The organism is Bacillus mycoides, assembly GCF_001757995.1.
GTDB lineage: Bacteria > Bacillota > Bacilli > Bacillales > Bacillaceae_G > Bacillus_A > Bacillus_A mycoides_B.
The window spans coordinates 17,289-40,706 of record NZ_LXLV01000012.1 but is presented as its reverse complement, the minus strand read 5'-3'; the positions used below and the strand labels follow the sequence as shown (position 1 = coordinate 40,706).

Below are 23,418 nucleotides of genomic sequence, written 5' to 3'. Positions count from 1 at the left end.
TTAAAGTTTCACTCTATCCTTCAACACATGCATAAGCACAAGATGAATGATTATCATTCAGTTTTTCATAGAAATGAACCTACCTTTTTAAGATAGGTTCACCTAACTGTTTTATCCCGATTAGTGCGGGCTAATAATCAGCAGGGAATGCCCCTACCGATTAAAGTTTCACTTATTTCTTTATATGTAGTGCATGTGTTAAAAAATCTAGTACTTCTGCCTTTTGTAGCTCGACTTGCTCATCATCTTTATGATCATATAAATAAACTTGTTCCGCTGCTGATTCAACAAGAGCGATAAATAACTTGGCTGTTCTTTCTGCGTGAACCGAATCACGAATTTCACCATCTTCTTTTGCCTTACTTAAAAATTCGCTTAGCCACATATAAAGAGGCTCATACACAGCTTCCCATTCTTTTATATGTTCAGTAGATGCAAGACCAGCATACATTAATGCTTGTATTTCACGATATTCAGCTATAAAGTTAAACACTGCATCTATTACTTGCTCAACTTTACTTGAAAAAGGTGCATCGTTCTGTACTTTTTCTTTCACTGCAAGTATCATCTTCTCAACCATCACTTCTGCTATTGCAGGCATAACAGATAACTTAGAAGGAAAATATAAATAGAAAGTTCCTTGTGCAATGCCAGCCAATTTCACGATATCAGAAATCTTCGTTTTTTCAACGCCCTTTTCCTGAAATACTTCAATAGCTGCATAGACAATTTTTTCTTTTTTATTCATCATCTAAACCCTTTCAAACGCATATTGAATGACTGTCACTCATTTTATAAAATAACTAGCTGTACTGTCAATTATAGTGCACTTTTCATAATAAAAATCTCCCAACAAATCGTTAGGAGATTCAACTTTAATATCAATTTCTTATGAAAGAGCCTTTAATCCAGTTACTCCACATACAATAAGAGCTACACTAATCAAACGCGCCTTACTTTTCGATTCACCAAACAGAAACATATTTAATAAAACTGCGCCCGCTGTTCCAATGCCAATCCAAACCGCATAAGCCACACTTACTTGTAAGAACAAGAAAGATGTGTATAAGAATGCGAAGGAAGTTGCAAATCCACCTATATAAATCGCTCCATTTGCTAACGTCTTATTTTTACTATACATTTTAAGTCCTATCACACCGACTATTTCACTAATTGCAGCACAAAATACGAAAAACCAACCCATTTTTAAGCAGCTCCTTCCATAGTTTCTTCCACAGTCTCTGCTTTATTATCAGCCAATTTTAAACCGATAACGCCCGCTACAACCATCACGATAAAGAATAGTTTTCCTACACTGAAACTGCCGCCGAAAAGGAATACGTCCATTAGGAAAGTACCTACCGTACCAGCTCCGGCAAATACAGCATATACAGTCCCTGTTGCAAGATGTTCGCACGCTTTAGAAAGAAAATGAAAATCAACAGCGATAACTCCTACAATAATGACCCAATGCCACCAAGTGTGGGCCGTATTAAAACCAAACACCCAAAAGACTTCAAAAATACATGTTAATATGACATATAACCAAGCTTTATTTTTCATAACTCTCACCTTCTATTATTCACTGACTGACCATCAGTCATTTTTAATTTAAAAAATATAATCTCACGCTAACTACTATTTAAAAAACCAATATCATCCTCATTTATCCTTATATTTGTTCCGTTATTAAGCTAACTACATATAAAAGTTGCTTATCTACACCCTTTCACAGAAAATGACTGAATGTCATTCATAAATATTCTACATGACCAATTGATAAAGTGTCAACACCCGGATTCTATTAACCCAAAAATATTTTAAATTTCTTAAATTCACATGTATATTTCTTAATAGTCTGTCAATAATACTAGTAACATAATATTTTCTCCATTCCCCCTTGGAGATCCCTTTGAATCGAGCAGTTGCTTTTAGCTAACTGCTCTTTTTTAATTTATCGGCACATTATAATAAAATACTCATAGATAAATTCCAAAACAAAGACCTGTACTCCCTTTTCAACATGCAACAAAGAACGAAATATTTTGTACGCTATTTACTTTCCAACGAGTCTTTGTATGCAATAATTTTATTTTCAAGCATATTCTCTGTAACTTCTAAGTTTTCTCTTTGAGTTTGAATAGATTTTTTATGATCTTCTAAAAGTTGTAAACGAGCTTCGGTTGTATGCTCACCTTCTGTATATAATCTAGCATATTCTCTTATTTTTGCTATCGGCATTTGTGTTTGTTTTAACTTCATTACAAACTGCAACCACTTTATATGCGACTCTTCATACAATCTATTCCCATTTGCATCGCGATTTGCAATTAATATATTCTCCTTTTCATAATAACGTAATGTATGTGTGCTCACTCCTAATAATTTAGCTACCTCGCTAATTGTGTACATAATCATACTCCCTCCGCACGCCATTTACTCTCATATATTTTACTGCCTTATCCAAATTATCCCGCATTAACGAGCAGTAAAACTCCCACCTCAAAATTCGACTGGAGCAAAGAAGCAAGGTGGGAGATCAACTGCCCGTAAACGCCCGATTGGTGAAGGCTAATAATCAGTGGGGGATGCCCCCCCCACTGATTAAAGTTTCACTTTATAAAAAACATTTGACTTAGAGTATACTCTAATAAATACAATCTAACCATAATAAATTAATTTGAATTTAGGAGGCTTTTATATGAAATATACTGTTATTACTGGTGCTAGTTCAGGAATTGGCTATGAATCCGCATTAGCCTTTGCATCTCGCGGAAAAAACTTAATACTTGTAGCTCGAAGACAAGCAAAATTAGAAGAATTAAAATTAAAAATTAACGAAATGCATCCGGAATTGGATGTTATCATTCGAAGAACTGATTTATCCGTCACTGAAGAAGTTTATAAATTTTATGAAAGTCTACAAAGTTTTCAAATTGAAACGTGGATTAACAACGCAGGTTTTGGTAATTTCGCCTCAATTGCTGAACAAAATTTAAACAAGATAGAAACGATGTTGCATGTAAATATAGAAGCACTAACAATACTCTCTTCCCTTTTCGTTCGAGATTATTCAATGACCGAAGGAACACAGCTTATTAACGTTTCATCAGGTGGTGGATACACGATTGTTGCCAATGCTGTTACGTACTGTGCTACGAAATTCTATGTAAGTGCATTTACAGAAGGACTATCTCACGAACTGAAAGAACAAGGTGCAAAACTACAAGCAAAAGTTTTAGCTCCTGGTGCAACTGAAACAGAATTTGCAAAGCGTTCATTTAATATTGATGAGTTTCAATATGATGGTGTTGTACCAAAATTCCACACTGCAAAACAAATGGCACAATTTATGCTCGATCTTTATGATAGCGATAAAGTTGTAGGGCTTGTCGATGGTTCTACTTATAACTATGAGCTTAAAAATCCCATTTTTAATTTTGCAGTAAGAAAAACAAATTCAAATTCTTAACAACATCTCATTTCTGACTAAAATATAGATGCCCACTATTTCTTAAATAATAGTGGGCCTTTTTTCTCTCTAAATATTTCACCCAACATACCGTATCATCGCCACTTCATCACAATAATCAACTTTTGGACAATGTCTACAGTCAATCCACACTTTCTCTGGCAGCGCTTCTTTATTCACAAAATCAAACCCGCACTTTTGAAAAAATTCCGTTTCGTATGTTAAAGAAATTACCCTGTTCACTTTTATCTTTGCCGCCTCATTCATTACATGATTCACTAACTTACGCCCTATCCCTTTTCCTGCATATGTATGCGAAACTACTAACGATCGTACTTCTGCAAGGTCCCCTCCTAACACATGTAAACCAGCAACTCCAACGACTTCCTCTCCTTCTTTCATAACATATAAACATTGCAAATACTGATAGAGAGACAAAAGAGACCGCGGCAAAACAACTCCTTCTTTTGCATACATTTCAATGAGATTATAAATTTCTTTTACATCACTTGTAACCGCATTAAAAATTTTCATATTATATCCCCTTGCCTAGCACCATAATTTTTATAAGACTAAATGAATATTAATTCATAATTTTATATAATAATACATCCGACTTTCCTCTCCGTCAATTACTTTTCTGAATTTTACCCAAACAAAAAACCAAGCAATCTAATCAATGCTTGGTTCCTCATTTCGTATCGGCAATACCGTCGAATATTTAATTTCACGAAGTGCTAAACTCGTCTGTATACGTGTAATACCAAGCTTATTCAGCTTTCTAATAAACTGCTCCAATTCCTTACGATCACGATTTGCAACTTTTAATAAATAATCATACTCTCCTGTTAAACAGTGACATTCTAACACTTCAGGCATAGATTCTAATTCTCGTTCTAACACTTTCAGCTTTTCATACTGATGAATATTCGTGCTCATAAAAATGAAACATAATAAATCAAATCCAAGCTTTTCTTGATTTAAAATTGCCACTTGCTTATCAATAAATCCTTCCCCATCTAATCTTTTTATTCGTGCATGCATCGCAGCTGGTGATAAATTAACGCGGCGTGCAAGTTCCGCATTACTTACTTGCGACTCCTTTTGCAATATATCTAAAATTTGTATATCCAAATCATCTAACACCTTAATAACAGATGACTCCATCAAAATCCCCCCTTTTTTCTTACCGACGATTATTCGAAGAAACATCTCATAACTTATATAAAACTGAATATTTTTCTGTGAATGAGATTTCTAACGAAACATTTTATCGAGTTTTCATCATTATACAAAAGAATATATTAGATAATAAAGAAAAATGCTAAAATTATTTACAGTTCATTCTTATTTCAACAAAGGGGTTTTTAGTATGCCTTATTTTTATGTCTTTTTACTATTATTAACAAGCTTATTATGGGGAGGAAATTTCGTCGTTGGGAAATCACTCGTCGATCATGCGTCTCCGATGACACTGACAAGTTTAAGATGGATAATTGCGATCATTTGTTTATTACCGATGGTATGGCTTAAAGAGAAAAAAATCATACCACCGCGCGCTGCTATTCTTCCATTAATACTTATGGGAATTTCAGGAGTCGTCCTTTTTAACATTTTTCAATTTTTAGCACTAGAAAAAACATCCGCAACGAATGTAGGTCTTATTTCTACATTGAACGCTATTTCGATTGCATTATTTTCTGTGCTATTTCTAAAAGAAAAAGTAAATACACTTCAAATTCTTTCTATGATTCTTTCATTTTTCGGGGTCATCCTCGTTCTTTTAAAAGGAAATTTCGCACTTTTATTTTCACTCCATTTTAATAGCGGAGATTTATGGATGATTGCAGCAGTTTGTATTTGGGGCATTTATTCTGTTTGTAGTAAATGGGCGACAAAAACAGTTACACCACTAATGGCGACGTTATATTCTGGCATTTTTGGCGTCATTTTATTGCTTCCATTTAACATAGGCAACTTCACTGTTTCCAATATTAATTCTTCCTTCATAACATCACTTTTATATACAGGACTTATTTCCACAGTTCTTTGTATGGTATTTTGGAACATTGGTGTACAGAAATTAGGAGCTACTACATCGGGTATTTTTCTAAATTTCAATCCAATTTTCACAGCTATTTTAGCATTCCTTTTCCTAGGAGAAGAATTAACATGGATTCAAATTTTCGGAACAGTTATCGTTGTGACAGGATGTTATTTATTTTCTCATTTCAAAACTGTTGCTGTTCAGCCGGCTAGAGCTTTAATGCGAAAGCATTCTTAATCAAAAAAACATCGCCACCAAAGTGGCGATGTTTTTATTTACCTTTCATTTCTTTCACATACTGTTTTTCTTCTTCTGGCGATAAACGTTCTGTTGCCTTTCCGGTATCACCACCTTGAATTTCCCACAAAAAGTTATGCTCCTCAACCGTTTGTGAAAAGTCTCCTTTCTCCCAACGCTCCAAAGTAGAAAGTAACTTTGATTTATGTTTAAAATTTGTACTGCTTTCTACTGCGTTCTTCGCACCACGAATTTCCTTATTTGTCATTTCAATAAATCCCCATTTTTCAGAGGATTTCACTTTTTGATGTACCATCCTATGCATTGTAGAAATAATTTCATCTTCACTAGCTTGTTGCTTCTCTTCCTTTGCTTTCTTCCCTTGTTGCCCCATTACATTTTGTGCTTTAAGACTCTTCTCCTCTTCTTCTATATAATTAAGAAGTTTAGTAACACCGAATACAGCTCCTATCGCAATTACAATCATTGTAATTGTCCCTATAATCCATTTTTTCATATTATGTATTCCCCATTCCCCTAATAATCACATAAACAAATAGAATCGCCTGCGCACAGCCGATTCCATTTGTTTCCTTATTTCATTTTAAACCTTAATAGCTTCTCGCACAATATAACTATCCACATATTGCTTGAATTTTATGATTTTTCCATTTTTAAGCTGCCATATATGAACGAATTCTGCTTCAAATGATTTTCCCGTTTCTTTATAAACTCCAGAATACATACCTTCAGCAATAATTACATCTTTTCCGTTTACTTCATGGTATGTATTTACGCTCGCTTTATAATCATCCCATTCTGATTCTAAACGACTAAATACATTTTCCATTATAGCTTCTGTACCTATGTACGTTCCGCCGTACGGGAAACCTTCTGCCTCTGTCCATTCTACTTTTTCAGAGAGGGCTTCCGCTAAATGTTTTGCATTTGAAGAAGCTGATCCTTCATATGTGCTTCGAATAATTTCTAAATTTGATTTAGACATAGTACTTCCTCCCTCGTTTATTTATTTTTTACACAAGTTGTAACCAAATTAGTTACAACTTGTGTAAAAAAATATTCTAATTATTTTATTCTTAACTTAGTTGTTGTAACCATTATAGTTACAACAACTCTTTAAGTCAACAATTTATAAATGAAATTTACTTCGTTTTCATTACTTTCTCTTTTAAGAAACGATCTACATATCCTTCTGCTTTTACAATAAATAAATACGCACCCATTGATAATAATGCAAGATCTAATTCATATCCTGGATTCTTTCCATCTCCTAATAATCCTGCTGCCCCATTTACCTTTACGATAGCTCCAGCCAAAATAAGAGCGAATAACAATCCTACATATCGTACACCTAAACCGATGATTAATAATATACCACCTACTAATTCAACTGTTGCTACGCCGTATGCAAGACCACCTGGTAAGCCGATGCTTGTAAACCACCCTGCTACGTTATCGATTCCTGATTGGAATTTCGCTAAACCGTGTGCAAAGAACGTAACTCCTAACACGATACGAATAATTAAATTACCGATATATTGATTCATTTTGAACTCTCCTTCTTGTTTTCTTATGGTGAACATTTATTCACAAGACAAAACAATACGGTATTTCCTTTCATTCGTCAAACACTTTTTTAAAGAAAACAAAAAACATTATCCACTTTACGGATAATGTTTTTTTACAAAGTAGCGCTAATTCAAGCTTTCTCTCTATTACTAAAAAAAATTTGAAAATTTTTCCCAGCACCTATATAAGACAATAAAGATGCATCTTCTTCAATCACCATACCAACAACATTCACTTTCCGATCTTCAGGTAAATCATTTATAACAATTTGCATTTCGCCAGCATATCTACCGTACAATTCATTATCAATTGTAATACTGCCTCTTTTTCTTGAAATTGTATTCATCGGTTGTAATACAACTTTATTTTCTTCGCGCGATTCTACAGAGCGAATAACATCCCGAGCTGGATCAAGCCGATTCGTATGTACTCGTTCTATCAATTGTACAGTGTCGCTATCATTTATAAATGATTGATATCGCACTGGAATAATTCCATTACTCGCAATCGCGATTTCTTGTACACTTTCTATACTCGTGCTTATGTCTCCAATTAGCACTTTATCGACGTCACACTCTTGAACAAGTTCTAAATACGCCTCAAGTGGCCGCATATAGCGGTGCTTTTCTAAAGTTGGTAAACCTTCATATAACGGACCACGTTTTTCACCATCTCCCGGAATAAATGCCATCGTTTTTATTCCGCACTCATGTAAATACTTATTTTGTTTTTGTAAAAACGACTTTGCTAGTCCTGTTTCTGGACGCGGGTAAAAATTATGCCATGCTTCTACACGATCTACTCGTATATTTTCCGCGAGTAACTCTTTCCAAAATGATTCTGTAATCGTACTCGCGTTTAACGCTACCTTCATCTTATGAGATACACTCGCAATTTCTTTGGGCGCAATGCCGTAATCCATTCGTAAACCAGTAATGCCCCACTCCAATAATTCTTCCACATTTTCATACGTTATTCCTAAATGATGTAACGATTTTGGAGAGACATCAACCATTAATTCCATTTCATATTCGAGAGCTTGTTTCCCAAGTATTTGAATTAACTCCTTATACGTATTCGGATCATCTTCTGGAATGTGAAGAGATGTAAAAATAGATAAAAATCCGTTTTCTTTCGCTATTTTTAGCCATGCTTCTTGTTTCTCTACTCGCTCTTTTGAAAGATAAATTGAAACTCCTATCATATAAATCTCTCCTTCTATTAATATAAAAAAAAGAGAAAGGAATCCCTTTCTCTATATGTTTTCTGCCATTTCTTCTTTAAAGCCGAAGAAGTACGTAAAGATGAATCCGAACGTATATGCAACTACTAATCCAAGGAAATATAATAAATATTTATTATCAGCAATTAACGGAATTAATGATAATCCTGATACGCCGATTCCGAGTGCGGCTGTTTTCATAACTGCTTGGAATGCACCACCGACAGCTGCACCTAAACAAGCAGTAAGAAACGGTTTTCCAAGTGGTAATGTAACCCCGTATAATAACGGTTCACCAATTCCTAAAAAACCAACTGGTAATGCGCCTTTAATAACGTTGCGAAGTCGTTTATTTTTTGTTTTCACATAAATTGCAATCGCTGCTCCTACTTGCCCAGCACCTGCCATTGCGAGTACTGGTAATAAAGGCGTTACGTGAGTTTGATTAATAAATTCCATATGAATCGGTGTTAAACCGTGATGCAATCCGACCATAACGAGAGGCAAAAATGTTCCGGCAAGCACAGCTCCGGCAAATGCTCCGCCAATATTTAAAATAGCATTAATTCCGCTTGTAATTCCTTCAGATAAGAAACCTGCAACTGGCTGAATTGCTAACATCGTTACGATACTTACCACTAACACAGTAATAAGCGGCGTTACAATAATATCAACTGCATTTGGCACTGCTTTTCGAACTTGTCTTTCCACTACAACCATAAGCCATGCTGCAAAAATAACTGCAAACAATCCGCCCCGTCCGGGTACTAGCGCTTCACCGAATAATTTTACATTCGCCATCGCCGGGTTAAAAATTAAAATACCAGCAATTGCCCCAAGAACTGGTGTCCCTCCAAATTCTTTCGCTGTATTCCAGCCGACTAAAATGCCTAAGAATGTAAAGATACCGCCGCCAATTAATAGTAACATTTGTAGCCATGTTGCATTCGGATCGGCGCCTGCATTTTTCGCAAAGTTAGCGACCCCGTTTATAATTCCTGATGCGACAAGACCAGGTATTAACGGAATGAAAATACTTCCTATTTTTCTTAAAAAGTTTTTCACTGGTGTATTATTTTTCTTCTTTATCCCTGACTTTATTTCCCGGCCGAGATCTTCAAGATGATGATCTGCAACTTCACCAATTCGGAGCCCTGTTAAAACTTCCATTTCAGCTGCTACTTTATTTACCGTTCCTGGACCAACGACGACTTGAAGCGTTTCATCTTCAATAACGCCCATAACCCCTTCAACCTTTTTCAAAAGGTCTATGTTCACTTTACTTTCATCATGAAGCGTTAATCGTAATCTCGTCATACAATGAGCAATGCCACGAATATTTTTTACTCCCCCAAGCTGCTCCGTAATCCTACTCGCCATTATCTCTTCTTTCTTCATAATAGAATCCCCCTCCCCAGAGTTTAAAGTGCCTTCTTCACAAATCCTTTCGCACCTTTTAATTTTTCTAGTGCTTCCCCATATTCACACTGTAGTAATATCATAACGATTGCAGCTTTCACATTTCGATCTGCTTTCTCATAATACTCTGTAGCTACTTCATAACTAGCACCTGTTGCTTCAACAATAATTCGTTTTGAGCGTTCTACCAATTTTTCATTTGTAGATTGAACATCTACCATTAAGTTTTTATATACTTTCCCTACACCAATCATAGACGCTGTAGAAATCATATTCAGTACTAACTTTTGCGCTGTGCCAGCCTTCAAACGAGTTGAGCCTGTTAAAATTTCTGCGCCTGTCTCCACTTCCACATTTAGTTTTGCATATTTACTTATTTCAGCATTTTTATTACAAGAAATACTCGCTGTACTCGCTCCCACGCTGCCTGCGTATTTCAATCCGCCAATTACATAAGGTGTTCTACCACTTGCTGCAATTCCAATAACCGTATCTTTCTCGTTTAATCCAATACTTTTTAAATCTTCTTCCGCTAACTCTTCACGATCTTCAGCACCTTCTACCGCCTTAGTAAACGCTTTCAATCCACCTGCTATAAATCCTTGAACCATTTTATCATCTGTTCCAAATGTTGGGGGACATTCCACTGCGTCTAAAATGCCTAGACGGCCACTCGTACCAGCCCCAATATAAATTAATCGTCCATCTTCTTCAAAAGATTTAATAACAATTTGTACAACCTTTTCAATTTCTTCTATTTCATTTTCAACTGCTAACCCAACAGTTCGATCTTCTTCATTCATACTTTGTAACACTTCTTTTATGCTCATCTCATCTAAATTCATCGTCTTCTCATTGCGATGTTCTGTAGATAAATTTTCTAACATATTGTCACCTTCTTTGAAATTTAATTTCACACTTTTATTATAACTTTAAGAAATTAAAAATCAATATTACTCTCTTATTTTATGAAATTTTATTTCTTTTCATGACAAATTTATGTCCAGTCACACAAAAAAGATGGGTTGCCCCATCTTTTCACTTTAACTTCCGTAACCGCAGAGCTTCTTCTCTCGTCTCCATAAATTGATCTATCACATTATTACCAATACGGTTAAAAGTAATAACGTATAAGGCATCAATCATATTTAGCTGCGTCATTCGTGAAGCAATACTTGCAATGCGATGATCTTGCTCTACATCTGGCATACAAAGGCGAATGTCTGCCGCTTTATATAAAGGAGATGATTGATCTAGCTTCGTAATCGCAATAACTGTAGCTCCTCGCTTCTTCGCATATTGCGCCATTTCAAGTACATCTTTCGTACGACCAGAAGTTGAAATCGCAACAAATATATCATCTTCTTTTAAATTCGTCACAAGCGGTAACATCATATGAAAATCAGATAGCATCATCGCTGTAAATCCGAGTCGTGTAAATTTATAAGCCCCGTCCATCGCTGGAGTAGCTGACCCACCTACTCCGTAAAATATAACTTTATCCGCATTTACAATACGATCTGCAGCTCTCTCAAGTTCCTTCTTATCTATCGCCGTGACGCTCGCCTCAATTGCAGCTTTATTCACATATGTAACTTTATTAAACAAGTCATACGGTCCATCTTCCGTATTCATCACTGAAAAATCATTAATATTATAATCAGCAATTGTTAATTCACGAACGAGTGCTATTTTAAATGCTTTAAAGCTCCCAATACCAATCGATTTACAAAAGCGAACAACACTCGCCTCACTTGCGCCTGCATTAGTTGACACTTCTTTTGTCGTTAAATTCGGAACAATCTCTGCGTTCTCCATTATGTACATGGCAACCTTCTTTTCAGCTGGTGAAAATTGATCCATATTATTTTCAATTTTAAATAGTAATGTTGAAGCTTTCACTATTTAACCTCCACTTCTTACGGTTGCGTTTATTCTCTAATATCTTTTGCATCATAAAGATAAAAACCATCATTACCAGGAGGATGGTGAACAATTACAGTTCGATCCCCTTTTTTATATGACGTTATTTCACCTTCAGATCTCTGTTTTTCCCATCCATGTATCCAAATTGCAAAGTCAGGTACAAAAGCAGTGTACTTATAGTCTTTCGGGTTTTCGTCTTCTACATAGGAAGAAAAAATAGAAACTGGAAAATCTTTCACTTTTGATTCTTTCCATGCGGTAAATGGTATACATAGTGCAATAAGTATGATTACACCTATAACCTTCCCCTTCGTAATCCTCACACATTTTCTCTCCTCGACTTATCATATACGTAGATTTTACCATAATTACAACCTATTCACGCTATATGACTATTGCCTTTTTCCAATAAAAAAAGAGCTTATCTACGTCAGATAAGCTCTTTCCCTCTACACAAAATACTTCTTCAAAAGCGGCGGTGTAATAATCGTCGTCAATATAACAACAATGACAATAGCTGTGAAATTTTCTTTCGCTAATAAATTTGCCGTAAGTCCATTTGCTGCGATAATAAGCGCTACTTCCCCGCGCGACACCATCCCCGCACCGATACTAATAGAAGATTGTAAGTTAAATCCTGTTAGTCTTGCTCCTAAACCTGATCCAATTAACTTTGTGAAAATTGCGATGAGCGTCATAATGATAATGAACCAAAGTTGGCTTCCGATACCTTGAAATGTAATTTCCATTCCAATACTTACGAAGAAAACTGGTACAAATATCGCATATGCAATCGGTTCAATTTTATGTTCTACTTCATGTTTGTACTCTGTTTGCGAAATCGCAATTCCTGCTGCAAAAGCCCCAATAATACCTGCGATTCCCATCATTTCACTGTAATACGAAAAAGAGAAACAAATAATAAGAGCTGCACTAATTAATGCTTCCGATACACGAAGTGGGACAAGCATTTTCATAATCCACGGAACAACTTTCCATGCGATAAAAACGATACTTACAAAGAAAATAATTTTCTTTGCAATAACAAGTGTTATATTCACATCTTGCGTTCCTAAAAAGCTCATTACAAATGCTAATAAAATAACGACTATCACATCATCAAATACAGCTGCTCCTAAAATCGTTGTACTTTCTCTCGTATTCATTTTCCCTAAATCTCTTAACGTTTGCACTGTAATACTAACCGATGTTGCGCAAAGTAATAACCCTATAAAAATTGCATGAGATTGCATTAATCCAAACAACAACCCTGCCACATAACCACCGATGAAAGGGAAAATAATTCCACCAGCCGCTACTGCAAATGACGCTTTTAAATTCCGATTTAACTCTTCTAAATCTGTTTCAAGACCTGCCATAAACATAAGTAGTAAAACACCAATCTCGCTAAGCTCATCAATAAGTTCTGAACTATTAATAATACCAAGCACAGCAGGACCAATAATAATACCAACGATTAATTTACCAAGTACAGAAGGCTGGCCAAGCCTAACACTAATATCACCAGCTAATTTCGTACAAAGTAAAATGACAACAAGTTCGAAATAAAATAGCATAGCACCTTCTCCTACTATATAAAGTAAAACTCTAGTCAGTGGGTTATTCTTCATCCCTACTGATTGTTAACCTGCATCTATTTCTGCACATAGTTTCTCCTTAAAGCCAGCATTTTATTTGTTAAAGTTTTATTTGACAAAATATTCTGAATTATAATAAGATTAACCCAGAAATTTTAAAAAACTGCATACCATAACTGTATCTTCATTCACTTACTTACTCTTTTCCAATTGGTTCACACTATTCGCAGTTATGGAGATGAAAAAACGGGGGGAGAGTTCAAAGTGAAGTCATTATTACGAAAAAAAGCGCTTAGTACTGAATCACCACGGCAGCTAGATCGAACATTAACGGCACTCGATTTAACGTTTTTAGGAATCGGCGCCGTAATTGGGACAGGGATTTTTGTATTAACAGGTATTGTAGCGGCGAAACATTCTGGTCCTGGTATTATGCTATCATTCCTTATTGCTGCATTTACTTGTGCTTGTGTAGCCTTTTGTTATGCCGAATTCGCTTCTTCTATACCAGTCTCAGGAAGTGTTTACACTTATGCATACATGACTGTCGGAGAAGTTGTTGCCTTCATCGTTGGTTGGTGTTTAATGCTCGAATATTTACTCGCAGTTGCAGCGGTAGCTGTTGGCTGGTCTGGATATTTACAATCATTGCTTCAAGGTTTCAATATACACCTTCCCGCCATTATTTCTTCGGCCCCCGGAACGGGAAAAGGTGGTCTCATTGATTTACCCGCTGTTTGTATTTTACTTCTCATTACTGGTCTTTTAAGTTTTGGTATACGCGAAAGCGCACGCATTAATAATATTATGGTCCTTATAAAATTAGCAGTTATTATCGCCTTTATCGTAGCAGGCGCAAAATATGTAAAACCTGAAAATTGGACACCGTTCATTCCATTCGGGTACGACGGTATTATTACTGGCGCTGCCACTGTCTTCTTCGCCTTTTTAGGTTTTGATGCAATCGCAACTGCGGCAGAAGAAACGAAAAAACCGCAGCGTGATTTACCAATTGGCATTATCGGTTCCCTTCTTATTTGTACCGTTTTATACATGATCGTATCTTTCGTTTTAACAGGCATGGTTCCTTATACGCAATTAGACGTTTCTGACCCTGTTGCATTTGCACTGCATTTCGTTGGTGAAGATACTATTGCGGGGCTACTTGCAGTTGGTGCGATGACAGGAATGACAACCGTTCTTTTAGTCGTTATGTATGGACAAGTTCGTGTTTCTTATGCAATGAGCCGAGACGGCTTACTCCCAAAAGCGTTATCACGCATAAATAAAAAAGTAAAAATCCCTTTACTAAACACATGGATTACTGGGGTATTTGCAGCTTTATTAGCAGGACTTTTAGACCTACATTTACTAGCGAATTTAGTAAACATCGGTACGTTAACAGCCTTCACATTCGTTTGCTTTGCTGTACTTATTTTACGGAAAACTCATCCTGATTTAAAACGAGGATTCCGCACACCACTCGTACCTGCACTACCGGTTGTCGCTATTATTTGCTGTTTATATTTAATGATTAATTTGTCCAAAACGACATGGATCAGCTTTGCAGTCTGGCTTATAGTCGGCTTATGCTTCTATTTCTTCTACTCTAGAAAACATAGTCATCTAGCTAATGAAAAAACGAATGATGAGACGAAAGAAGCATAACAAAATAGCTCGCCGATGAAACGGCGAGCTATTTTCATGTTTTATTATGTTTTTTCGTTAACGATTGTAAAACGAAAAATATACCGATGCAAGTTAGTACATAACCTGCACCTTTTGTATACTTATTCCCCCTTACTTCGTCTCTTTCTTTTTCTTTCTCCACGCATTTACACTATCAAAGAAAAAGTTAATAAATAGCGTTCCTAATCCCGCTAATAAAAATGTCATTAAAAATAGAACCCATATACTTTTATCTTTTAATAAATAATATCCTACAAGGAGCACAACAGCGATCCATACATATTCAAGAATTCTTTTTAGCTTTTTCTCTTCCAAATTATTCGCTCCCTTTTTCTATACTACTTTTAGTATAACAAAAAAGAAGCCTATCATGATAAGCTTCTTTTTCTTATACCTTACTTGTTAATACTTTTTTCAACCAATGAAATAGCATGCTCTAACGTACGATTCATTGATTCTACTTTCTCATCTTTTACATTTTTATCTTTTAACACAGCTTCTGCAACTGTGACTTTTTGACTTAATGATTTAACTGAACCATCCGTTACGTTTGCAGCTTGTGCTTTCTTTACTAAGGCTTTGGCAGATTCAATATTGATTTGCAATTTTTCTTTCGGTGTTTTCGGCTGTTCTTCTGCTACCTTTGATTGTACAAATGTTTGGTTTGCTGTTTTTAATTCATTATACGTTTGAACAATTTGTTCTCCTGTACTCGCTATATTCTCAAACACTTTCTTTGCATTGTCATAGCTTCTTTGTAATTCGTTAAAGGCTTCTTGTGAATATTGACCTGGCTTTTCACCAAATTCATAAGTACCTGCCAATACTTCTTTCACTTTTCCAATCTCTTCATATAATGTATTTACTTGCTCTAATTTTGTACGATTTGAAAACTCGTTATATGCTGCTACTACTTCTGAAGAACTTAATGCTTTACTATATAATTTTGCTAACGCAATTTGTCCCTTTAACGGAATACCACCATTTCCGTTGCTATCTGGATCTGCACCAAGTGCAAATGGCACGTTCGGATGATACACTTTCCCACTAGCTGGCTGACTATTTACTTTTTTACCATCTACATAAATTGCTACTTCACTTCCGTTATATGTTCCTGCTAAATGGTACGTTTTGTTTGCTTCTAATTGAACGCCAACACGTTTATAGCTTCCGCCAATATGAGCCCATAATTCTACATAGCCACTTCCTGTAGACTCAAAACCAATTCCACCGCTCTCTGTATTTTGCAAAATACCTTGTCCGCGAATTTCATTCATTGAAAATACAGTTTCTAACGTAAACGTATTCGCTACTTTTTCTTTTTGTGCTGCTGAAAATGGAAGGTACCCAAATGTATTTGCTTGTCCATTTAATTTCATTACATTTGTTTTTAAAGCTTTATCGTATGCAATAGATACATTCCCTTTCACATCACCTTTTGTTCCAAACGGTGAGTTGTCTTTAAATGTACCATCTAAGAAATTCACGTCAAAAACGTCTGCCTTTGGCACTTTTACATTCGGATCAATATCATCTTTTTTCGTTGTGATTTCTGCGGTTAACGGTTGCACGCTTTCATTGCCAAACGAATCAATTGCAACTACTTCAAGTGTGTATGCTTTCCCGCCATCTAATCCTGCAAGTGTAAATGTAAGTTCTTTCGGCACTGGATCACGATAAAACTCTGAGAATGCTAATAACTTATTTTTAATCTCACCCGTTTGTTTATCCTTCGCTTGTACACGATAAGAATGAACAAGAAGGTTATCCACCGCTTGCGGGAATGTCACTGTTGCTGCGTTTTCCGTTACATTTGATACTGCCAACTTTGCATCTTTCTTGAAAGATGGCTTTTCTTTATCACGATCTTCTACATGTGTAAATGTTTCTTTCTTTGATGGCAATTGAATTTTCCATGGCTCGCCTGTCCAAGAATTCGTATGGAAATCACGACGATTAATTGTTACTTCTTTATCATCCACTTCTACTAATAAACCTTGGCTTAATGTACTAGCTCCTGGCGGGATATTTCCTTGTACTTTACCACCTTCAACTTCCATATAACTTACAGAAGATGTACCAACGGACGTAAAGTCTTTTTGATGAATCGATCTTGGATCATCTAACGGATAATGTGAATGACCTGAGAACGTAATTACTTGTGGGTACTCTTTTAATACTGCATTAATTTTCGCACTATCTTTCGTTCCCCACTCCTGGCTACCGTATACTGTATCTTTAATATGTTGATGTAAAAATACGAAAATTGGTTTTTCCGGATCATCTTTTTGGGCCTTTGCCATTTCTTCTTTTAACCAATTAATTTGTTTGTCTGAATAATATCCATGAGTTGTCCCATCCTCTGGTGACATAACAAGGAAATGATAACCCTTTACCACTTTATGATAGTAAATCGATTCCATCCCTGTTTTTTCTAAGAAACGTTTCTGTGCTCCCTCTACAGATAAACCGTTCCAATAATCATGATTACCTAGAGAATTCATTCGTACCGCATCTTTATTTGCATTTTCGTTATACACTTGCATGAAACGATCATATTGCTGCAGCGAGCCTGTATCCGTGAAATCACCTACAATAACAAAAGCATCTTGCTTTGGTGCAAGCGTATTAAATTGCTCAATCGCTCGTTTCCAGCGAAACGTATCATCTGTTCCACTATTTTTAATATGTACATCACTTACTACTGGAAAAACAAGCTTCTTCTCACTTGGTGCCTTTTCTTGCTTTTTCTCTTCCGCTTTAACCGATGTACTCCACGAAAATGATACAAATGCCAATACAAACACCATTAATAATCCAATAAGACCTTTTACTTTTCGTAAAGCAGTTCTTTCCACGTGAATCCTCCTCATATACTAAATTAATTACACTGGTTATTGTATCGAACGTATATTAACTTCGTTTAAACTAAAAATTTATTTTGTTTAAATTTTTGTAAATATACAGTTAATTTTATGTTAAATGCCACATTTACATAAAAAAAGCACTTTTTGTCTAATAGACAACTAACTTTTCCCTATAAAAACTATTACGAGGTATGAGCCTATGAAACTATCACGATTTTATTTTTTTTGTCCATTCTTAACACATCGGCCATGCTGTTACATTTAATAATAGTAAACACCATTTCAAAAGGAGGGGACCCTATTGAAACCCCATAAAAAAATTGGTTGCTTTGCTCCTTTATCTATCATCTGTCAACCGACATGTCCTTGCCCTCCAATTCCACCACCTCCTACATGCAATGCTGAACTTGTTACAAATGAATTCGCCGGTAATATATTTATCTCAAATGATTTTATTCCAGTTTCCCAAAGACAACTAAAACAAACCTATCAAACATTAAAACTTTGGGAATCCAATGGAGTTATCTCAGTTTCCGGCACTATATCTGTATATAACAATAGGAATAGTACAAATGCTTTATTCGTACAAATAGTAGGCAATACTATAAGTACTTTCACCGTTTTACCAGGTAATACATTTTCATACACAGGATCTAATTTACAATCTGTTTCGATAATAGATATTCCAACAGATCCTTCTATTTATATAGAGGGACGCTACTGTATCCAACTCACTTATTGCAAATCAAAGCTAGATTGCGTATGATTGCATTATTTTTATCTACAAACAACCATTACTTTTGTAAAATGTCCAAAAGTTCACTAAAAAACGTGCAAACTACGAAATAGTTTGCACGTTTTTTTATTACAATATTATAATATCCTATGATAAAGCATAACGAATCGTCATGCAAAATTCTCCTGTTTCTGCAGCTGCTGTCCCAAGAATTGTAACAGTATCAAAACGACGAACTGTAAAAGATGCGCTACTTCCACTTGCAACAACAATTGTTTCCAATGCAGTCCCTGCTATACCACCACTATAAAACACAATCGTAACAGGACCAGTACCAGTAGCTACTTTCAAATACCCCGATGCATAAATATCTTGAGCAATATTATCTGCATAAATTACTTCAGCAGCAGCTGCTGCTGTCCAGTCAATACAAACTTTATCTTGAACTATCGTTTTTTGCGAATTTGCACAGCATGAAAGATTAGTACTACAATTCCCCATCTTATTTTTCCCCTCTCTATGAAATTAAATAACGTGTCGTAATACAAAATTCACCTTGATACGTCCCTAGTGGTGTAGCTGGCGTCGTAATTTGAATAATATTAAAACGACGGAACGTAAACGCAATACTTGTTCCTTCAGAAACGGTAAATGTTTGAATTGTTCCTCCGCCTGAATCTAGTACGTTCACTGTAATTTGGTTTGCAGGACTCGCTCCCGGCCCGACATCGTAAGTTAAATAGCCTGTACCAATAATATTTTGATTCACATTATTCGCATACACAGTAAACGTACTAGCGGCAGCACTAGACCATGGATTACATACTTTATCTTAGACGAAGTTATTACTATTATCCGGACAACACGTTAAAACTGTTCCTGAGCACTCACAAGACATAGTCTTTCCCTTCTTTCTTTTTTATTCTTTATATGTGTATGTCCCTCAGAGTCTTTTGCCTGTACTATTCATCCATTTTCAAAAAATAATCACACCTTAGTGCTATTAACTAAATAGATTCAGTTTTGTTTCGTTTTTTCATAAATTTATAGATAAAGATACTACCTACAACAATAAGAACGACCACTAATATAGGTAACATATATTGTCCAACAACACCCGCTGCTTTTTCCCAATGCGGACCTAATTTCATTCCAAAATAAATATACAAAGTCGTTAACGGGAACATTGCTACAAATGTATATATGCTAAATTTCCATATGTTCATTTTCGCCATACCACATGGAATGGAAATAAGCGTTCGAACTCCCGGAACGAAGCGTCCAACAAATGCTACAACCGGTCCATATTTCTCAAAGAAATCATCTGCTTTTTGAATTTGTTCTTCTTTAATGAAGAAATATTTACCGTATTTCACCAATACAGGGCGCCCGCCGTAATAACCGAGCGCATATAACGTTAATGGTCCTGTCGTTCCACCAAGTGTTCCGGCTAACACCGCAAGCCAAAAATTCATATCTCCCTCGTACACCCAATACCCAACAAGCGGCAAAACTACCTCTGCTGGAATAAACTCAAAAGTTAAAGCTAACACAACTCCAAAATAAGAAAACTGCTTTAAATAGTCAATTATATCTAAAATAATTTGCTCCATACTTTTAACCCCTATCCTATATTCACATTATGCTTTTCTTGCAATTGAACTGGTGCCATCTTTACAATTCGGTTCAAAATGAATAACACAATTCCAATATCATCTAAAATACCGATAAACGGCAGGAAGTCTGGAATTAAATCGAGCGGCATAGCAACGTAACCAACTAAAAAAGCAATAGATAAGATTTTCTTCTTTATGGAAACCTCTTTTGAAGTAAAAAAGTCAAATAAAAATGGAACAAAACGGCGGACATGAAATACGACTCTTAATCTACTAATAAGTTTTTTCATTTTCTAGCTCCTCTCTTTGTATACAAAAAGGACCCTACCAAATATGGTAAGGGTCCTAAAAAAGACAATAAGGGGCCTTTACCATTGCTGGTAAAGGTCTCACTAACAACGAAATCGTTGCCAATAAAGCCGAGGGTTTCTCCCTGTAATGACGACTTTACTGTAATAAGTTACTCCCCTTTAGATACACAATTTTATACAATCACATTAAAATATTTTGGAGGGCTTGTCAATATATTTTATGTCTCTAGCTCTCCAGCTCCAAACTTCATCAATATTATAGAGACATTACAGGCAAGTATTAAACAAGCAAAAATAAAAAAGAACAAGAGGTCAAATGAAATCGACCTTTTGTTCTTTAAAGCGGATTACATTTCGGCATTTCGAGCCCAGATGATAGAGCTAATTTTAATAAATAATAACATTCCTCTCTTGCCATATGATCTGCCATTCTCGCTGATAATGAGCTTAATATTTCATTCGATAACTCCAATTCTTCAACTTCATGTAAAAAATGCGAAAATAATTTCAACTCAAGTGAAACATCTTTTGTAAACTTCTTTAACGCAGGAAAGTGGTGAAGCTCTGCCCGTAAATACCCGGTCATTTCAACCGCTTTTAAGTAAAATTGTTCAAAGTGCTTCGTGAATTCTTCACTCTTCTCTTTCAATCTTTTTTCAACAAGATCTAACCCACCAGAAATAGAACCCGCATGACCAGCTGCATCCGTTAACCAAACGAGATGGTAATGCAATTCATGAAAAACAGGTGGAACTTCCCCTTTCTTTAAAAACTCTAACACCGTGATATACTCCTCTACTTCGTTTACCATATGATTAATAAAAGTTGGAGTAAAATGAATGGTAATTTTTCCTTCCAACTGTTTCTGTATAATATTTAATTTAAACTTCCGAATCTCCTTAGCAGCTCGCTCTGCCTCTTTTGAAAATGCAATGAGATTAACAGTATGAATTTTATTTAGAAAGTCCGTAAATATCTCAACAAAATAAGTAGCTTTCTTTATATCTTCCTTCTCCTTGGGAGCTAACGCATCAAGTAAAAATTGTGCATGATCACTAAGCACCTTTAGCCAAAATTTATGCTCAAACAACGCACTTTCTTCATAATTTCTCTCCACCAAATCCCCTCCGTTTATTCATCCTTCTCTATCACTTGAAGTTTATATCCATCTGGGTCTTGTACTACAATACTCTTCTCACATTCATTTTCTATATATACAATTTTATAAAACACTAACCTCTTTTTTAAGTTCTCTATGTTAGAAATTGAAAATGTTAGAACATTACATAAATCTGTAACATTCTTGTCCCTTCCACCTAAATTTCGATTCATAACAAAACTAATTCTCGTTGAATCAGCATCATACCAAACCCCTGTTATATCTAGTTGCGGCCTTTCTGAACTAGGTATTATGCCTAAAATTCCTTCGTAAAAATACAAAGTTTCTTTTAAATTCTTCACTTCTAATACAATGAATTGTTCCACATACATTCCCCCTGTACCTATTACTTTTTTATATGTGTCATAAATGCCTATTATGTCTGAATACAATACGTAGTGATGAAGATTTAAGGAGGTTTATTCATGAATAAATATGTGAGATCATTCGTTCCATATCATAGCCCTCTCGATCCTTGTCCTCCTATCGGAAAAAAATATTATTCTACTCCTCCTCATTTATTTTTAGGTTTTCAACCGCCAAATTTACCGCAATTCACACCAAAAGAAGCACTACAAAAAGGGACTTTATGGCCTGTTTTTTATGACTATTATGAAAATCCTTATAAAAAAGGGCGGTGACTACTGACGTGACTCAATCGCTACCAGAAGAATATTATCAGCTTTTACTGGAGCTTCAAGAAATAGACTTTGTACTAGTTGAACTAACTCTTTATTTAGATACACATCCAGATGACACCGCTGCGATTAATCAATTTAATGATTTCTCCTATAAACGAAGGGTATTAAAACAAAAGATGGAAGAAAAATACGGACCACTCCAACAGTTTGGAAATAGCTATTCTAATGCTCCTTGGGAATGGAGCAAAGGTCCTTGGCCATGGCAAATATAAAGGAGAGAAACTATGTGGATTTATGAAAAAAAATTACAATACCCTGTTAAAGTAGGAACTTGCAATCCAGCACTCGCAAAATTACTAGTTGAACAGTACGGTGGCGCGGACGGTGAACTAGCTGCTGCCCTCCGTTACTTAAATCAACGTTATACGATTCCTGACAAGGTTGTTGGTTTACTGACCGATATTGGTACCGAAGAGTTCGCACATCTAGAAATGATTGCTACAATGATTTATAAATTAACAAAAGATGCAACACCTGAACAAATGAAAGTTGCTGGATTAGACGCACAATACGCTAATCATGATAGTGCGTTGTTTTATCATAATGCTGGTGGCGTTCCCTTTACTGCTACTTACATTCAAGCAAAAGGAGACCCTATCGCAGATTTATATGAGGATATTGCCGCTGAAGAAAAAGCACGCGCAACATATCAATGGCTCATTAATTTATCCGATGATCCAGATATAAATGACAGCCTACGCTTCTTACGTGAACGAGAAATTGTCCATTCACAACGTTTCCGGGAAGCAGTTGAAATTTTAAAAGAAGAACGCGATCAAAAGATTTATTTTTAATACACGTATCCTAGCGATATGTGTTTTTTTATGT

Annotated in this window: 30 protein-coding genes and 1 pseudogene; 8 read left to right on the top strand and 23 right to left on the bottom strand. The window is 35.7% G+C overall.

Translation table 11 applies throughout. The features are described from left to right. Window positions 1-172 precede the first annotated feature (172 nt). The 4 genes from BWGOE10_RS04040 to BWGOE10_RS04025 form a co-directional block, all read right to left on the bottom strand. Window positions 173-751 carry a TetR family transcriptional regulator gene (locus BWGOE10_RS04040; RefSeq protein ID WP_070141023.1) on the bottom strand — a complete coding sequence of 193 codons (579 nt, stop codon included), beginning with the start codon at window positions 749-751 and terminating at the stop codon, window positions 173-175. A 138-nt stretch (window positions 752-889) separates the two neighbouring features. Next, window positions 890-1,204, bottom strand: a complete 315-nt coding sequence (locus BWGOE10_RS04035; RefSeq protein ID WP_070141022.1) for a DMT family transporter — start codon at window positions 1,202-1,204, stop codon at window positions 890-892. Between the two features lie 2 nt (window positions 1,205-1,206). Continuing rightward, the gene (locus BWGOE10_RS04030) at window positions 1,207-1,563 is read right to left on the bottom strand and encodes a DMT family transporter (RefSeq protein WP_070141021.1); all 357 of its coding nucleotides are present in this window, start codon (window positions 1,561-1,563) and stop codon (window positions 1,207-1,209) included. A 489-nt stretch (window positions 1,564-2,052) separates the two neighbouring features. Then, a complete protein-coding gene (locus tag BWGOE10_RS04025; protein WP_070141020.1) occupies window positions 2,053-2,412 on the bottom strand; it encodes a MerR family transcriptional regulator in 360 nt (119 codons plus the stop codon). Window positions 2,413-2,701: 289 nt separating this feature from the next. On the opposite strand from BWGOE10_RS04025, the gene BWGOE10_RS04020 reads away from it, so the two are divergent. Continuing rightward, a complete protein-coding gene (locus BWGOE10_RS04020) occupies window positions 2,702-3,472 on the top strand; it encodes an SDR family NAD(P)-dependent oxidoreductase (protein WP_070141019.1) in 771 nt (256 codons plus the stop codon). Between the two features lie 78 nt (window positions 3,473-3,550). Here the strand turns inward: BWGOE10_RS04020 and BWGOE10_RS04015 are convergent, their stop codons facing one another. Both BWGOE10_RS04015 and BWGOE10_RS04010 read right to left on the bottom strand, forming a co-directional pair. Next, window positions 3,551-4,006: an N-acetyltransferase gene (locus BWGOE10_RS04015; protein ID WP_070141018.1), complete on the bottom strand. Its 456-nt coding sequence runs from the start codon at window positions 4,004-4,006 to the stop codon at window positions 3,551-3,553. A 138-nt stretch (window positions 4,007-4,144) separates the two neighbouring features. Next, window positions 4,145-4,639, bottom strand: coding sequence for an Lrp/AsnC family transcriptional regulator (locus BWGOE10_RS04010; RefSeq protein WP_070141017.1), 495 nt, complete (start codon window positions 4,637-4,639; stop codon window positions 4,145-4,147). 205 nt (window positions 4,640-4,844) lie between these two features. Between BWGOE10_RS04010 and BWGOE10_RS04005 the strand changes: the two genes are divergently transcribed. Continuing rightward, window positions 4,845-5,756 (top strand): DMT family transporter, encoded by a 912-nt coding sequence (locus BWGOE10_RS04005; RefSeq protein WP_070141016.1) that lies wholly within the window; start codon window positions 4,845-4,847, stop codon window positions 5,754-5,756. A gap of 34 nt (window positions 5,757-5,790) precedes the next feature. Here BWGOE10_RS04005 and BWGOE10_RS04000 read toward each other — a convergent pair whose 3' ends face one another. From BWGOE10_RS04000 to BWGOE10_RS03960, 9 genes are all read right to left on the bottom strand, one after another. Then, entirely contained in the window at window positions 5,791-6,273 is a 483-nt protein-coding gene (locus BWGOE10_RS04000; protein WP_070141015.1) for a PRK06770 family protein, read from the bottom strand. Between the two features lie 87 nt (window positions 6,274-6,360). After that, on the bottom strand, window positions 6,361-6,762 hold the full coding sequence (locus tag BWGOE10_RS03995; RefSeq protein ID WP_070141014.1) for a nuclear transport factor 2 family protein: 402 nt from the start codon (window positions 6,760-6,762) through the stop codon (window positions 6,361-6,363). A 157-nt stretch (window positions 6,763-6,919) separates the two neighbouring features. After that, complete coding sequence (locus BWGOE10_RS03990; protein ID WP_002150357.1) at window positions 6,920-7,324, bottom strand: DoxX family protein; 405 nt, start codon at window positions 7,322-7,324, stop codon at window positions 6,920-6,922. Between the two features lie 152 nt (window positions 7,325-7,476). After that, the gene (locus tag BWGOE10_RS03985; RefSeq protein ID WP_070141013.1) at window positions 7,477-8,550 is read right to left on the bottom strand and encodes a DUF871 domain-containing protein; all 1,074 of its coding nucleotides are present in this window, start codon (window positions 8,548-8,550) and stop codon (window positions 7,477-7,479) included. A gap of 51 nt (window positions 8,551-8,601) precedes the next feature. After that, window positions 8,602-9,966 carry a PTS transporter subunit EIIC gene (locus BWGOE10_RS03980; RefSeq protein ID WP_070141012.1) on the bottom strand — a complete coding sequence of 455 codons (1,365 nt, stop codon included), beginning with the start codon at window positions 9,964-9,966 and terminating at the stop codon, window positions 8,602-8,604. Window positions 9,967-9,989: 23 nt separating this feature from the next. Then, complete coding sequence (gene murQ / locus BWGOE10_RS03975; protein ID WP_070141011.1) at window positions 9,990-10,874, bottom strand: N-acetylmuramic acid 6-phosphate etherase; 885 nt, start codon at window positions 10,872-10,874, stop codon at window positions 9,990-9,992. A gap of 151 nt (window positions 10,875-11,025) precedes the next feature. Then, on the bottom strand, window positions 11,026-11,889 hold the full coding sequence (locus tag BWGOE10_RS03970) for a MurR/RpiR family transcriptional regulator (protein WP_070141010.1): 864 nt from the start codon (window positions 11,887-11,889) through the stop codon (window positions 11,026-11,028). Window positions 11,890-11,918: 29 nt separating this feature from the next. Next, on the bottom strand, window positions 11,919-12,236 hold the full coding sequence (locus BWGOE10_RS03965) for an outer surface protein (protein WP_070141009.1): 318 nt from the start codon (window positions 12,234-12,236) through the stop codon (window positions 11,919-11,921). A gap of 126 nt (window positions 12,237-12,362) precedes the next feature. Continuing rightward, window positions 12,363-13,544 carry a cation:proton antiporter gene (locus BWGOE10_RS03960; RefSeq protein WP_081338075.1) on the bottom strand — a complete coding sequence of 394 codons (1,182 nt, stop codon included), beginning with the start codon at window positions 13,542-13,544 and terminating at the stop codon, window positions 12,363-12,365. A gap of 231 nt (window positions 13,545-13,775) precedes the next feature. Between BWGOE10_RS03960 and BWGOE10_RS03955 the strand changes: the two genes are divergently transcribed. After that, window positions 13,776-15,179: an amino acid permease gene (locus BWGOE10_RS03955; RefSeq protein WP_070141007.1), complete on the top strand. Its 1,404-nt coding sequence runs from the start codon at window positions 13,776-13,778 to the stop codon at window positions 15,177-15,179. 132 nt (window positions 15,180-15,311) lie between these two features. Here the strand turns inward: BWGOE10_RS03955 and BWGOE10_RS03950 are convergent, their stop codons facing one another. Beyond that, the gene (locus tag BWGOE10_RS03950; protein ID WP_000391508.1) at window positions 15,312-15,515 is read right to left on the bottom strand and encodes a hypothetical protein; all 204 of its coding nucleotides are present in this window, start codon (window positions 15,513-15,515) and stop codon (window positions 15,312-15,314) included. A gap of 80 nt (window positions 15,516-15,595) precedes the next feature. Next, window positions 15,596-18,058 (bottom strand): LamG-like jellyroll fold domain-containing protein, encoded by a 2,463-nt coding sequence (locus BWGOE10_RS03945; RefSeq protein WP_070141006.1) that lies wholly within the window; start codon window positions 18,056-18,058, stop codon window positions 15,596-15,598. A gap of 310 nt (window positions 18,059-18,368) precedes the next feature. Between BWGOE10_RS03945 and BWGOE10_RS03940 the strand changes: the two genes are divergently transcribed. Further along, window positions 18,369-18,833, top strand: coding sequence for an S-Ena type endospore appendage (locus BWGOE10_RS03940; protein WP_070141005.1), 465 nt, complete (start codon window positions 18,369-18,371; stop codon window positions 18,831-18,833). A gap of 117 nt (window positions 18,834-18,950) precedes the next feature. On the opposite strand, the gene BWGOE10_RS03935 is transcribed toward BWGOE10_RS03940, so the two are convergent. From BWGOE10_RS03935 to BWGOE10_RS03920, 4 genes are all read right to left on the bottom strand, one after another. Next, window positions 18,951-19,304 (bottom strand): DUF3992 domain-containing protein, encoded by a 354-nt coding sequence (locus tag BWGOE10_RS03935; RefSeq protein WP_070141004.1) that lies wholly within the window; start codon window positions 19,302-19,304, stop codon window positions 18,951-18,953. A 16-nt stretch (window positions 19,305-19,320) separates the two neighbouring features. Beyond that, on the bottom strand, window positions 19,321-19,587 hold the full coding sequence (locus BWGOE10_RS03930) for a DUF3992 domain-containing protein (protein WP_236735944.1): 267 nt from the start codon (window positions 19,585-19,587) through the stop codon (window positions 19,321-19,323). Between the two features lie 223 nt (window positions 19,588-19,810). Beyond that, a complete protein-coding gene (locus BWGOE10_RS03925; protein ID WP_070141003.1) occupies window positions 19,811-20,416 on the bottom strand; it encodes a DedA family protein in 606 nt (201 codons plus the stop codon). Between the two features lie 11 nt (window positions 20,417-20,427). Further along, the gene (locus tag BWGOE10_RS03920; protein ID WP_000733843.1) at window positions 20,428-20,709 is read right to left on the bottom strand and encodes a YkvA family protein; all 282 of its coding nucleotides are present in this window, start codon (window positions 20,707-20,709) and stop codon (window positions 20,428-20,430) included. A gap of 252 nt (window positions 20,710-20,961) precedes the next feature. Between BWGOE10_RS03920 and BWGOE10_RS32475 the strand changes: the two are divergent. Next, window positions 20,962-21,051, top strand: a pseudogene (locus tag BWGOE10_RS32475) (Ku protein); the annotation flags it as partial. A gap of 16 nt (window positions 21,052-21,067) precedes the next feature. On the opposite strand, the gene BWGOE10_RS03915 reads toward BWGOE10_RS32475, so the two are convergent. Together BWGOE10_RS03915 and BWGOE10_RS03910 are read right to left on the bottom strand one after the other, a co-directional pair. Continuing rightward, on the bottom strand, window positions 21,068-21,847 hold the full coding sequence (locus BWGOE10_RS03915) for a DUF2935 domain-containing protein (RefSeq protein ID WP_070141002.1): 780 nt from the start codon (window positions 21,845-21,847) through the stop codon (window positions 21,068-21,070). Window positions 21,848-21,861: 14 nt separating this feature from the next. After that, a complete protein-coding gene (locus tag BWGOE10_RS03910; protein WP_081338073.1) occupies window positions 21,862-22,281 on the bottom strand; it encodes a VOC family protein in 420 nt (139 codons plus the stop codon). A 33-nt stretch (window positions 22,282-22,314) separates the two neighbouring features. Between BWGOE10_RS03910 and BWGOE10_RS03905 the strand changes: the two genes are divergently transcribed. From BWGOE10_RS03905 to cotJC, 3 genes are read left to right on the top strand one after another with little or no spacing between them, the layout of a single operon-like run. Continuing rightward, window positions 22,315-22,530, top strand: a complete 216-nt coding sequence (locus tag BWGOE10_RS03905) for a spore coat associated protein CotJA (protein WP_070141000.1) — start codon at window positions 22,315-22,317, stop codon at window positions 22,528-22,530. Between the two features lie 8 nt (window positions 22,531-22,538). Beyond that, the gene (locus tag BWGOE10_RS03900) at window positions 22,539-22,802 is read left to right on the top strand and encodes a spore coat protein CotJB (RefSeq protein ID WP_070140999.1); all 264 of its coding nucleotides are present in this window, start codon (window positions 22,539-22,541) and stop codon (window positions 22,800-22,802) included. Between the two features lie 12 nt (window positions 22,803-22,814). Then, the gene (gene cotJC / locus BWGOE10_RS03895; RefSeq protein WP_070140998.1) at window positions 22,815-23,384 is read left to right on the top strand and encodes a spore coat protein CotJC; all 570 of its coding nucleotides are present in this window, start codon (window positions 22,815-22,817) and stop codon (window positions 23,382-23,384) included. Window positions 23,385-23,418: the final 34 nt, after the last annotated feature.

Excerpts from the sequence above, each read along its gene's own strand:
- BWGOE10_RS04025 (WP_070141020.1), bottom strand. The coding sequence starts at position 2,412 with ATGTACACAATTAGCGAGGTAGCTAAATTATTAGGAGTGAGCACACAT.
- cotJC (WP_070140998.1), top strand. The coding sequence starts at position 22,815 with ATGTGGATTTATGAAAAAAAATTACAATACCCTGTTAAAGTAGGAACT.
- BWGOE10_RS03905 (WP_070141000.1), top strand. The coding sequence starts at position 22,315 with ATGAATAAATATGTGAGATCATTCGTTCCATATCATAGCCCTCTCGAT.
- BWGOE10_RS03980 (WP_070141012.1), bottom strand. The coding sequence starts at position 9,966 with ATGAAGAAAGAAGAGATAATGGCGAGTAGGATTACGGAGCAGCTTGGG.
- BWGOE10_RS03960 (WP_081338075.1), bottom strand. The coding sequence starts at position 13,544 with ATGAAGAATAACCCACTGACTAGAGTTTTACTTTATATAGTAGGAGAA.
- BWGOE10_RS03935 (WP_070141004.1), bottom strand. The coding sequence starts at position 19,304 with ATGGGGAATTGTAGTACTAATCTTTCATGCTGTGCAAATTCGCAAAAA.
- BWGOE10_RS04040 (WP_070141023.1), bottom strand. The coding sequence starts at position 751 with ATGATGAATAAAAAAGAAAAAATTGTCTATGCAGCTATTGAAGTATTT.
- BWGOE10_RS04035 (WP_070141022.1), bottom strand. The coding sequence starts at position 1,204 with ATGGGTTGGTTTTTCGTATTTTGTGCTGCAATTAGTGAAATAGTCGGT.
- BWGOE10_RS04015 (WP_070141018.1), bottom strand. The coding sequence starts at position 4,006 with ATGAAAATTTTTAATGCGGTTACAAGTGATGTAAAAGAAATTTATAAT.
- BWGOE10_RS03925 (WP_070141003.1), bottom strand. The coding sequence starts at position 20,416 with ATGGAGCAAATTATTTTAGATATAATTGACTATTTAAAGCAGTTTTCT.
- BWGOE10_RS03920 (WP_000733843.1), bottom strand. The coding sequence starts at position 20,709 with ATGAAAAAACTTATTAGTAGATTAAGAGTCGTATTTCATGTCCGCCGT.
- BWGOE10_RS04000 (WP_070141015.1), bottom strand. The coding sequence starts at position 6,273 with ATGAAAAAATGGATTATAGGGACAATTACAATGATTGTAATTGCGATA.
- BWGOE10_RS04010 (WP_070141017.1), bottom strand. The coding sequence starts at position 4,639 with ATGGAGTCATCTGTTATTAAGGTGTTAGATGATTTGGATATACAAATT.
- BWGOE10_RS03995 (WP_070141014.1), bottom strand. The coding sequence starts at position 6,762 with ATGTCTAAATCAAATTTAGAAATTATTCGAAGCACATATGAAGGATCA.
- murQ (WP_070141011.1), bottom strand. The coding sequence starts at position 10,874 with ATGTTAGAAAATTTATCTACAGAACATCGCAATGAGAAGACGATGAAT.
- BWGOE10_RS03990 (WP_002150357.1), bottom strand. The coding sequence starts at position 7,324 with ATGAATCAATATATCGGTAATTTAATTATTCGTATCGTGTTAGGAGTT.
- BWGOE10_RS04020 (WP_070141019.1), top strand. The coding sequence starts at position 2,702 with ATGAAATATACTGTTATTACTGGTGCTAGTTCAGGAATTGGCTATGAA.
- BWGOE10_RS04005 (WP_070141016.1), top strand. The coding sequence starts at position 4,845 with ATGCCTTATTTTTATGTCTTTTTACTATTATTAACAAGCTTATTATGG.
- BWGOE10_RS04030 (WP_070141021.1), bottom strand. The coding sequence starts at position 1,563 with ATGAAAAATAAAGCTTGGTTATATGTCATATTAACATGTATTTTTGAA.
- BWGOE10_RS03985 (WP_070141013.1), bottom strand. The coding sequence starts at position 8,550 with ATGATAGGAGTTTCAATTTATCTTTCAAAAGAGCGAGTAGAGAAACAA.